3 protein-coding genes are annotated in these 10,985 nt (G+C 61.6%); all 3 read left to right on the forward strand.

What is annotated here, in order from left to right:
- The first annotated feature begins 64 nt into the window (after nt 1–64).
- The 3 genes from E3Z29_RS10300 to E3Z29_RS10310 all read left to right on the forward strand — a co-directional run bounded on the left by E3Z29_RS10300 (nt 65) and on the right by E3Z29_RS10310 (nt 10,728).
- Nucleotides 65–8,674 carry a retention module-containing protein gene (locus E3Z29_RS10300; RefSeq protein WP_134785703.1) on the forward strand — a complete coding sequence of 2,870 codons (8,610 nt, stop codon included), beginning with the start codon at nt 65–67 and terminating at the stop codon, nt 8,672–8,674.
- A gap of 1,168 nt (nt 8,675–9,842) precedes the next feature.
- Nucleotides 9,843–10,214: a DUF6124 family protein gene (locus E3Z29_RS10305; RefSeq protein WP_134785704.1), complete on the forward strand. Its 372-nt coding sequence runs from the start codon at nt 9,843–9,845 to the stop codon at nt 10,212–10,214.
- Nucleotides 10,215–10,368: 154 nt separating this feature from the next.
- On the forward strand, nt 10,369–10,728 hold the full coding sequence (locus E3Z29_RS10310) for a DUF6124 family protein (protein ID WP_134785705.1): 360 nt from the start codon (nt 10,369–10,371) through the stop codon (nt 10,726–10,728).
- The last annotated feature ends 257 nt before the right edge of the window (nt 10,729–10,985 follow it).

The raw sequence follows: 10,985 nt of genomic DNA on the forward strand, positions 1-10,985 counted from the left end.
CGATTGAGCCATGGGCTGCTTCGCGAACCAGTGCCGACGGTGGTCGGCAGCGGAGGAATTTCACATGGCAACGCTCATCGGGATCGTCACTAAAGTCATTGGTCAGGTTTTTGCGCAGGGCACCGACGGCACGCGCCGCGCCCTGGTCGAGGGCGACCGCTTGTTTGCCGGCGATCAAGTGATCACCGGCGCAGAAGGTGCCATCGCCATTCATCTGCAAAATGGCCACGAGTTGACCCTGGGCCGCGACAGCAGCATGACCATGTCCGGACAACTGCTGGCCAATCAGGCAGTGCATGTCGATTCCCCTGAAGCGCTGACCCCCAGCGAAGCACAACTGACTGACGTCGAGCAGATTCAGAAAGCCATCGCTGCCGGTGAAGACCCGACCAAAGCGGCAGAGGCCACCGCCGCCGGCCCGAATGCACCGGGCGGCGCGCCAGGTGAGTTGGGTGGCGGCCACAGTTTTGTCCTGCTGACGGAAGTCGGTGGGCGCGTGGATCCGGTGATCGGCTTCCCGACCGCCGGTTTCAACGGTATTCCCGAGTTTCCCGAAGAGCGCCATAACGCAGTCATCGACAATGGCGACAACACGCCGATCGTACCGCCGCCGGTCAACAACCTGGTGACCCTCAGTGGCCTCGCCGTGCCTGGCGGTGAGCTGACCCTCAACGAAGCCAACCTGCCTGCCGGCTCCTCGGCGAACCCCGGCGCGCTGACCCAGAGCGGCAGCTTCACGGTGGCGGCGCCGGACGGTCTGAGCAGCCTGAACATCGGCGGTATCAACGTGATCAGCGCTGGCGTGGCAGCCGGTTTCCCGCAGTCGATCACCACACAACTGGGCAACACCCTGACCATCACCGGGTATAACGCCAGCACCGGCGTGGTCAGCTACAGCTACACCCTCAACGGCAACGATGCCCATCCGGCCGGTGACGGCGCCAACAGCCTCAGTGAACATTTCACCGTGACCGCAAGCGACAGCAATGGCGACAGCGCCACCGGCTCGCTCGACGTCAACATCATTGATGACGTGCCCAAAGCGGCGAATGACAGCAACGCCAACACCGCCTCGGAAACCCAGTTGACCTTGACCGGCAATGTCCTGACCAACGACGTGCAAGGTGCCGACCGTGTGCCCACCGGGCCGGTCACTGCCGGCACTTTCACCGGCACTTTCGGCACGTTGGTGTTGAATGCCAATGGCACGTACACCTACACCCTCAACACCAGCGACGCGGATTTCAAAGCGCTGCACGGTGGCGGCAATGGCACCGAGACTTTCACCTACACCCTCACCGATTCGGACGGCGATACCAGCACTGCGAATCTGGTTTTGCAGATTCACAACAACGACGATCCGGTGGTGATCAACGGCTTGAACGTTGAGGGTGGCGAGCTGACGGTTTATGAAAAAAACCTCGGCACTGGCAGCGAGCCGGATGCCAATGCGCTGACCCAGAGTGGCACCTTCACCATCACCGCACTCGATGGCGTCACCACGCTGACCGTCGGTGGCATTGCCGTGGTCACCAACGGTGTGGCCGCGAGCTTCCCGCAATCGGTGACTACACCGCTGGGCAGCACGCTGACCATCACCGGTTTCAATGCCACCACCGGGGTGGTGAGTTACAGCTACACCCTCGATCACAATGACGCGCATCCGACGGGCAACGGCGCCAATACCTTGCCTGAGCAATTTGCCGTAACGGTGGTGGACGACAACGGCACCACTGCCAATGCGACCCTCGACGTTAATGTGGTCGACGACCTGCCAAAAGCGGTGAATGATTCCAACGCCAACACCGCGTCGGAAACCAACCTGATCCTCAGCGGCAACGTGCTGACCAACGACGTGCAGGGCGCTGACCGTGTACCGACCGGCCCAGTCACCGCCGGGACTTTCACCGGCACCTACGGCACCCTCGAACTGCACACCGACGGCACTTACACCTACACGCTGAACACCAACGACGCCGACTTCAAAAACCTGCACGGCGGCGGCAACGGCACCGAGAATTTCACCTACACCATCACCGATTCTGACGGCGATACCAGCACCGCCAACCTCGTTTTGCAGATCCACAACAACGACGATCCGGTGGTCATCAGTGGCCTCGACGTGAACGGCGGCGAGCTGACGGTTTACGAAAAAAACCTCAGCACCGGTAGCACTCCGGATGCCAACGCGCTGACACAAAGCGGCACCTTCACCATCACCGCTTTGGACGGTGTTACCACGCTGACAGTGGGTGGCATCGCTGTCGTGACGAATGGCGTGGCGGCAGGCTTCCCACAATCGGTCACTACACCGTTGGGCAGCACGTTGACTATTACTGGTTTCAACGCAGCAACCGGAGTGGTCAGCTACAGCTACACCCTCGATCACAACGATGCGCATCCGACTGCCAATGGCGCCAACTCGCTTTCCGAACAGTTCGGCGTCACGGTGGTCGACGACAATGGCACTACCGCCAACGCAACGCTTGATGTGAATGTGGTCGATGATCTGCCCAAGGCGGTGGATGACAGCAACACTGGCACCGCGTCAGAAACCAATCTGACCCTCACCGGCAACGTGCTGACCAACGACGTGCAAGGCGCCGACCGCGTACCGACCGGCCCAGTGACTGCCGGGACTTTCACCGGCACCTACGGCACCCTCGAACTGCACACCGACGGCACCTACACCTACACGCTGAACACCACCGACGCCGACTTCAAAAACCTGCACGGTGGCGGCAATGGCACCGAAACCTTCACCTACACCATCACCGATTCTGACGGCGATACCAGTACCGCCAATCTCGTTTTGCAGATCCACAACAACGACGATCCCGTGGTCATCAGTGGCCTCGACGTGAACGGCGGCGAGCTGACGGTTTACGAAAAAAACCTCAGCACCGGCAGTGCGCCTGATGCCAATGCACTGACCCAAAGCGGCACGTTCACCATTACTGCACTGGACGGCGTCACTACGCTGACCGTCGGCGGTATTGCCGTGGTGACCAATGGCGTGGCCGCAGGTTTTCCACAGTCGGTCACCACGCCGCTGGGCAGTACGCTCACCGTCACCGCTTTCAACGCGGCCACCGGTGTTGTCAGCTACAGCTACACCCTCGACCACAACGACGCCCACCCAACCGCCAACGGCGCCAACAATCTGCCTGAACAGTTCGCCGTCACCGTAGTGGACGACAACGGCACCACCGCTAACGCAACCCTCGATGTGAACATCATCGATGACCTGCCAAAAGCCGTGAACGACAGCAACGCCAACACCGCGTCGGAAAGTCAGTTGACCCTGACCGGCAACGTCCTCACCAACGACGTGCAGGGCGCCGACCGCGTACCCACCGGCCCGGTCACCGCCGGTACGTTCACTGGCACCTATGGCACGCTGGAACTGCACACCGACGGCACCTACACCTACACGCTGAACACCAACGACGCCGACTTCAAAAACCTGCACGGCGGCGGCAATGGCACCGAGAATTTCACCTACACCATCACTGACTCGGACGGCGATACCAGCACTGCCAACCTCGTCCTGCAGATCCACAACAACGACGATCCGGTGACCCTCAACGGTCTCGACGTGAATGGCGGCGAACTCACCGTCTACGAAAAAAACCTCAGCGACGGCACCAGTCCCGATACTCCGGCGCTGACCCAGAGCGGTACCTTCACCGTGACCGCGCTCGACGGTCTGCAAACCCTGACCGTGGGCGGCATCAACGTCGTCACCGGTGGTGTGGCCGCAGGCTTCCCGCAATCAACCGTCACGCCGTTGGGCAGCACGCTGACCATCACCGGCTACAACCCGGCGACCGGCGTGGTCAGCTACAGCTACACCCTGGTCGATAACGAAACCCATCCGAACGGCAACGGCGCCAACAGCATCACCGAGAACTTCAACGTGGTGGCGACTGACACTGACGGCAGCACCGCCAGCGGCCAGATCAACGTCAACATCATCGATGACCTGCCGAGCGCGCACGCCGATGCCGCGTCGGTGGCGGAGGGCGGCACCGTCAGCGGCAACGTGCTCGACAATGACATCGGCGGCGCCGACGGCCCGGCGGTGACCGGCGCGGTGGTCGGTGTGCGCGCCGGCTCCGACACCTCGACCTCGGCCATTGGCGGCCTCAACAGCAACATCAATGGCACCTACGGTTACCTGACCCTCGATGCCAACGGCAACGCGGTCTATCACAGCAACCCCAATGCCGTGAACGGCCCCGGTGCGGTGGATGTGTTCACCTACACCGTGCGCGATTCCGATGGCGATGAAAGCACCACCACCATCACCATCGATGTCGCCAACAGCAAGCTGTATGCGACCAGCGACACCGACGTCACCGTCTACGAAAAAGCCCTCGACCTGACCAAGGACGGCGCCGATCTGGCCCCGGGTACGGTCATCGGCAGCGATCCGACCAACACTGGCGAAACCGCGTCCGGCACGCTGGTCGGTTCGGTCACCGGTGCGGTCGGCGCCATCAGCTATGCGCTGGTCGGCAGTGCCACCGGCAACTACGGGCAGATCGTGCTCAACCCCAACGGCACTTACACCTACACCCTGACCTCGCCCGCGACCACCACACCGCATGCCGACGACGGGGCCAATACCCTGACTGAAACCTTCACCTATCAGGCCACCGATTCGCTGGGCAATGTGGTCACCAGCACCATCGTCGTCAGCATCGTCGATGACGTGCCCAAAGCCCTCAACGACAGCAACGCCACCAGTGCCTCGGAAACCCAGCTGACCCTGACCGGCAACGTGCTGACTAACGACGTGCAAGGCGCGGACGTGGTCGCCACCGGACCGAATGCCGGGCCGATCACTGCCGGTACGTTCACCGGGACTTACGGCACGCTGGTGCTCAATGCCAACGGCACTTACACCTACACGCTTAACCCGGCTGACGCCGATTTCAAGGCTCTGCACGGCGGTGGAAACGGTACCGAAACATTCACCTACACGCTCACCGATGCCGACGGCGATACCAGCACCGCCAATCTGGTGCTGAACATCCACAACAACGACGATCCGGTGGTGCTCAACGGCCTCGACGTCAATGGCGGCGAACTCACCGTCTACGAGAAAAACCTCAGTGACGGCACCAGCCCCGATACTCCGGCGCTGACCCAGAGCGGTACGTTCACCGTCACGGCCCTGGATGGCCTGCAAACCCTCACTGTCGGTGGCATCGCCGTCGTGACCAACGGGGTCGCCGCAGGCTTCCCGCAATCGGTGGTGTCGCCGCTGGGCAGTACGTTCACCGTCACCGGTTACAACCCGGCGACCGGCGTGGTCAGTTACAGCTACACCCTGGTGGACAACGAAAACCACCCGACCGGCAACGGCGCCAACAGCCTCACCGAAAACTTCAACGTGGTCGCGACTGACACCGACGGCAGCACCGCCAGCGGCCAGATCAACGTCAACATCATCGATGACCTGCCGACCGCCAAGGCCGACACCGGCTCGGTGGCGGAGGGCGGCACGGTCAACCTCAGCGTGCTCGGCAACGACGTCACTGGCGCCGATGGCGCAGCGGCAGGCGGGGCAGTGGTCGGCGTGCGCGCCGGCAGCAATACCGCGACCTCGGCGATCGGCGGCCTCAACAGCAACATCAATGGCACCTACGGTTACCTGACCCTCGATGCAGCGGGCAACGCCATTTACCACAGCAACCCGAATTCGGTGAGCCCGCCGGGCGCCACTGACACGTTCACCTACACCATCCGCGATGGCGACGGTGACGAAAGCACCACCACCATCACCATCAACGTTGCCGACAGCAAACTGATTGCGTCGGTCGATCAGGACGTGACGGTCTACGAAAAAGCCCTCGACCTGACCAAGGACGGCCAGGACCTGGCCCCCGGCACGGTCACCGGCAGCGACCCGACCAACACCGGCGAAACCGCCACCGGCACACTGGTCGGTGCGGTCACCGGCGGCAGCGGGGCGCTCACCTACACCCTGGTCGGCAGCGCCACCGGCACTTACGGGCAGATCCAGCTCAACGCCGACGGCACTTACACTTACACCCTGACCTCGGCACCGAAAACCACGCCGAACGCCAACGACGGCGCCAACACCCTGAGCGAAAGTTTTACCTACAAAGCCACCGATGCGCTGGGCAACAGCACCACCAGCACGATTGTGGTCAACATCGTCGATGACGTGCCCAAAGCCGTGGCGTCGGATCGTTCGGTGGCGGCGGTGGAGATCGATTCCAACCTGCTGATCGTCCTCGACATCTCCGGCAGCATGGTCGACCCGTCCGGCGTGCCGGGCCTGTCGCGACTGGATCTGGCGAAACAGGCGATCAGTGCCTTGCTCGACAAATACGACGACCTCGGCGATGTGAAGGTGCAACTCGTCACCTTCAGCAGCAGCGCCACCGACAGGACCTCGGTGTGGGTTGACGTGGCCACCGCCAAGTCGCTGCTCGCCGGTCTCACGGCGGGTGGCGGTACCAACTACGACGCGGCCGTGGCAACGATGCAGACCGCGTTCAACACCTCGGGCAAACTCACCGGGGCGCAGAACATCGGCTACTTCTTCTCCGACGGTAAACCGACCACTGGCCAGGAAATCGGCACCGCCGATGAGACCGCACTCAAAGCCTTCCTCGATGCCAACAACATCAAGAACTACGCGATCGGTCTGGGCAGCGGCGTGAGCAACGCCAACCTCGATCCGCTGGCCTATGACGGCATCAGCCACACCAACACCAACGCGGTGGTGGTCACCGATCTCAATCAGCTCAACTCGGTGCTGTCGGGCACTGTGGAAGGTGCGCCGGTCACCGGTTCGCTGCTGGGCGAGGGCGGTACGTTCGGCGCCGATGGCGGTTTCATCAAATCCATCGTGGTCGACGGCACCACCTACACCTATGACCCGCGCGCCAACAGCGGCCAGGGTTCGTTGACCGCATCCGGCGGCACCAACCACGGCACGTTCAACACCGTGAACAACACGATCAGCATCGCCACCAACAACAGCGGCACGCTGGTGATCAACCTCGACACCGGTGACTACAGCTACACCTCGCAGAAAACCACAACCACGGTGATCACCGAGAACATCGGTTTCACCCTCAGCGACAACGACGGCGACCTCGCCAGCTCGACGCTGACCGTGAAAGTGATCCCCAACTCGCCACCGGTGGCGACGGACGACCACGTCATCACCAACGTGCTGTCGAGCAACATCACGGTGCCGGGCGAACTGTTGCTGGCCAACGACACCGATCCGGACGGCGACACGCTCAACGCTTCGCCGACTAGCTTCAACACCGGATGGGTGGCCAAGGGCGCGGACTTCACCGGCACTGGCGCGATCAACTTCGCCGGCACCGGCAACACTGCCGCCAACCAGAACCTGGCCGACGTACGCGCTGCGTTCGCCGCCAACACCGCAGCGATGACCGCCGTGCTGGTGGTCAGCGGTTACCTCGGTGCGGTGACCAGCGCCAATGCCAACGATGAAGACCTGATCACCGTCAAACTGAAACAGGGCGAAACGCTGAATCTGGATCACAACCTCGCGGCCGGCCACGTCACCATGGAGTACTCGGTCAACGGCGGCGCGTTCGTCAGCATCGCCGACGGCGGCACCATCACTGCCGGTGCCGATGGCACCTACCAGATCCACGTGACCAACATCAGCAACACCAGCGGCAGCAATCCGACGGCAGCGGAAAACTATCAACTGACCATGACGGTCAACTACGCCGGCGCCCACGACGTGACGCCGGACTTCCACGGCACCTACACCGCCAATGACAACCATGGCGGCAGCGACACGGCCAACGTCAGCATCACCTATCAGGATGGCCACACCCTCACCGGCACGGCCGGGGATGACATTCTGGTGGCGGGCACCGGCAACAACATCCTCAATGGCGGCGACGGCAACGACGTACTGACCGCCGGTTCCGGCAACAACGAGATGCACGGCGGTGCGGGCAACGACTTGCTCTACAGCGGCCCGGGCAACGACATTCTCGACGGCGGCACCGGCATCGACACGGTCAGCTATGCCCACGCCACCGCCGGGGTCACGGTCAACCTCGGCCTGCTCGGTGCGCAAAACACCCTCGGCGCCGGCACCGACACGATCAGCAACATCGAAAATCTGGTCGGCTCGAACTTCAACGACACCCTGACCGGCGACAACAATAACAACGTGATCAACGGCGGCCTGGGTAACGACATCCTCAACGGTGGCGGCGGCGATGACCTGCTGATCGGCGGCATGGGCAACAACACCCTGACTGGCGGGGCAGGCGCGGACACCTTCCAGTACCTCAAGGGCAACAGTGGCCACGACACCATCACCGATTTCACCCCCGGCACCGACAAGCTCGACCTGTCGCAACTGCTGCAAGGTGAAAACGGCACCACCGCGTCGCTCGACGATTACCTGCACTTCACCGTTACCGGCAGCGGCGCCTCGGTGCTCACCAGCATCGACGTCAGCGCGCTGGCCGGCGCCACGCCGAACCAGACCATCGACCTGGCCGGCGTCAACCTCGCCAGCCACTACGGCGTGACCCCGGGAGCGGGCGGGGTGGTGGCCGGCGGGCACGACACGGCGACGATCATCAGCGGCATGCTCAATGATCATTCGCTGAAAGTGGACACGGTGTGATCAAGGCCTGAAACGACAAAACCCGCCGCCCCGAGCCGTCGGGACGGCGGGTTTTGTCTGTCTGGAGAACTGCGTTGCCAGTGAGTCAGCCTTCGCGAGCAAGCTCGCTCCCACATTGGATTTAGGGTACTCAGCATTTGTGAACAACAAGGCTACCCTGTGGGAGCGGGCTTGCTCGCGAAAGCGGCCTCCCAACTGATCAATCCCCAACTGAATGCACTCAGTCAAATGGTGGGAGCTGGCTTGCCAGCGATGGCGGCCTCCCAGCCGACCAACCTCCCACCTGAATGCACGCATTCCAACTGTGGGAGCGAGCCTGCTCGCGAAAGCGGCCTCCCAGCCGACCAATCCCCAACTGAATGCACTCGGTCAAATTGTGGGAGCTGGCTTGCCAGCGATGGCGGCCTACCAGCCGACCAATCCCCACCTGAATGCACGCATTCCAACTGTGGGAGCGGGCTTGCTCGCGAAAGCGGCCTCCCAGCCGACCAACCTCCCACCTGAATGCACGCATTCCAACTGTGGGAGCGAGCCTGCTCGCGAAAGCGGCTCCCAGCCGACCAATCCCCAACTGAATGTACACACTCCAACTGTGGGAGCTGGCTTGCCAACGATGGCGGCCTCCCAGCCGACCAACCTCCCACCTGAATGCACGCATTCCAACTGTGGGAGCGAGCTTGCTCGCGAAAGCGGCCTCCCAGCTGACCAATCCCCAACTGAATGCACTCGGTCAAATTGTGGGAGCTGGCTTGCCAGCGATGGCGGCCTACCAGACAAAATCAAAACAACAGAGCAAACCCCGCAAATAAACATCACCCCGCAACCGCGTTTAAAGTACACGAACCGTTACGCCATACCGGCTACAACGCCTTGCGCCGTTACCTACGCGTACGCCAGAATCCGCCGGCTTACACGGCTATGGGGCGGGCTATATCGTATCCCTGTCACTGAAAATCAGTGATCGGGTTTGGTAGCCCGTTTCATTACAGTCGTGCGCCACATTACAGATCCGTTTTTGGGACTCTGCTTTATGGTGGCCATGCGTGGGGCTCCTTCGGGAGCGCCGGGTTTACTGTTTTGACCGGTCTACCAACCCACAAATGGCCGCCACCCTTCGTTTGGTAGCGAGAGTGACGGCTCCTCACTTATTCAAAACAGCGAGTCACCTATGTTCAAAGCCACACCCAACCCCCCGGACACCTCGATCCCGTACGACCCAGCCCTCGACCCGCAGAAGATAAAAGCGGCCACCGACCGCGCCATCAACTTCTACCTCAACCCCGGCGCACTGAAGATCTCGATCCCTTCAACCTCGTCATGCAAGGCGAACAGAATCTTCCTCATCGACCCCACCGTGGACGAAGAAACTTTGCTCGTCGAAGCCTGCGAATCACTGGCCGCCGCCAGCGACATGGCCCGCGATATCGGCGACGTCGTCGACCAGCCACAGCGCCGGGCCATGCTGATGCTGCATCAGGTGATCATGCTCAGTGAACTGATGGTCAACCGGGTACTGGACGGCCGCCGCGTGCCGAACTAATCACCCGGTCCCCTGTAGGAGCTGCCGAAGGCTGCGATCTTTTGATCTTGTTTTTTAAAAGCAACCTCAAAAGATCGTCCGAACGCGGCCCGAACCTTCGGCAGCTCCTACAGGGAGTCATTCTTCCAAAGTACCTTGATCGGAGTTCCAGCTGATGTCCGAAACCCCACCCAATCCGCCGGCCACAGACTCGGTATCACCCTACGAATCCCTCAACTCCAGAAAACTCCACGAAGCCGCCGAACGCGCCCTCGACCATTACCTCGCACCCGCGCAAATCATGGCAACGCCATACACCCCCAGCAGTATGTTCATGGTCAACCCGCAAACCGACACCGAATCCCTGCTGGCCAACGCCTGCGAGTCCCTGGCCTCGGCCACGGTCATGCTCGGCGATTTCGCCGGAACGCTGGAGGGGCCGAGTCGTAATACGGTGTTGGGCATTGCGCAAGTGGTGATGCTGGGGGAGTTGGCGGTGAATCAGGTGCTGGATAACGTGGTGCCCAAGGAATAGGCGTTGACAGTTCTGGCCTCTTCGCGAGCAAGCCCGCTCCCACAGTGAATCTGCGTTGGTCACTGGTTAAGTGCCCGGCACAGATCCATGGTAGGCGTGAAGTTACTCACTATTGCCATTAGATTAATCCGTCTCCTTAACCCGCCCCATTCCAGATCATTTTTCGGAGTCCAAGAATTTGCCTGCACATATTTTTTGTAGTGGAGGTAAGTACTGGGATAAAGCTGTGCTCGGGACAATTAATTGGGGTAACACTT

The organism is Pseudomonas sp. S150, from assembly GCF_004526365.1.
Classification (GTDB): domain Bacteria; phylum Pseudomonadota; class Gammaproteobacteria; order Pseudomonadales; family Pseudomonadaceae; genus Aquipseudomonas; species Aquipseudomonas putida_A.

Coding starts and splice junctions, on each gene's coding strand:
- E3Z29_RS10300 (WP_134785703.1), top strand. CDS start 65: ATGGCAACGCTCATCGGGATCGTCACTAAAGTCATTGGTCAGGTTTTT.
- E3Z29_RS10310 (WP_134785705.1), top strand. CDS start 10,369: ATGTCCGAAACCCCACCCAATCCGCCGGCCACAGACTCGGTATCACCC.
- E3Z29_RS10305 (WP_134785704.1), top strand. CDS start 9,843: ATGTTCAAAGCCACACCCAACCCCCCGGACACCTCGATCCCGTACGAC.